This is a genomic window from Calothrix sp. CBUCES-K 9914 (assembly GCF_059640475.1).
Genome location: NZ_JBXXZH010000546.1, coordinates 1 through 1,215, shown reverse-complemented (window position 1 = coordinate 1,215; position 1,215 = coordinate 1). Strand labels below are relative to the sequence as shown.

Sequence of the window (1,215 nt, the reverse complement as noted above, 5' to 3'; positions counted from 1 at the left end):
ATGTGGTTTTTATGTATAAACAGCTATTCGCTATTGATTTTAAGCTAAATGGTACATGCTTATCGCATCAATATTGCTATCTGATGCTCATTTTTGATAAGGATTATCAAAATTATCGAGTAAATACAGAATAGCTGAGTATAGCCTGGAAATAATAAAACTATTTATCTTGCGGCGCCTAAAGACTAAGTATATGATTAAAAAGTGTCAAGAATAGCCGACTGCTGAAGTCGGCTGGTATTTTCTAATAAATTTTTAATTTGTTTTGGGAATTGCACGAGGGTTGCGAACTGCTGGGAGTTGTTCCAAAATAGCAATAATGGCAGTACGTCCGGACGATAAACTAGTGTGATTTATTAATTCAACAACAGGTTTATCAATAACCTCTTCGATTGTCGTTTTAATCAGAGGCTGAATAATTTTATCTATATCTAATCGTACTTTTTCAGCCAAAATCTCGTTGCCAGAACTTAGAAGCATTTGTTCGGTTAATGTCACCGAATTCTCAATTGTAATTGCCAATTGAGTGTCAAAAAAATGGCAAATTATTTTACCTAAACGCTGCCCCAGTGTAGCATTATATAAGGAACGAATACGATTTGAAATTTCTCTTTCTAATTGTCCAACAGTCGGCTGTTCCATGATAGTCCAATAAACTTATAGCACTCTATATATATTATAAAATTGAACAAAGTTTTGGTATAATTATAAATCTTACATGAAAATTTTTTGAGTATGATAATGAATTTTAATTTTGACAATATAATCAATCTTTATTGATAAGAATGAAGCAATAAATCAGTTTTATTCGTATATTAAAACTTGCAATTATCTATAATTTTTTATTGATTGTTTTAGGGATTTAAATATTACATATTTTGTGCAAAATAATAAATTACAACTATGCTTTATGCACAGTTATATAAACAAAATATAATTTTTTGTACACGACTTTAACTGAATTTGAGCTAAACCAATTGTTACTTTTGGGCAGCAGATTTTGTTAGCAAGCATATAGATGCAACGATAATAACTATTTGTTAAAAACAAAAGTAGAGTGCGTGACACCACCAACCTTTAAAAACGAAGCGCAGTACTGTAGTGCCATTCCACCCTACCATTGAATGTTGCTTACTTAACGTATTGATGGTGCGTGAAAGCACTGTATTTGGCGTTACATTGCTTGATAGTAATAGCTTGATAGTAATAGCTTGA

1 protein-coding gene is annotated in these 1,215 nt (G+C 31.2%); it reads right to left on the bottom strand.

Going from position 1 to position 1,215, the window contains the following annotated elements:
- Positions 1 to 255: 255 nt before the first annotated feature.
- Complete coding sequence (locus AC2JBO_RS44980) at positions 256 to 642, bottom strand: Na-translocating system protein MpsC family protein (protein ID WP_496960095.1); 387 nt, start codon at positions 640 to 642, stop codon at positions 256 to 258.
- Between the last annotated feature and the right edge of the window lie 573 nt (positions 643 to 1,215).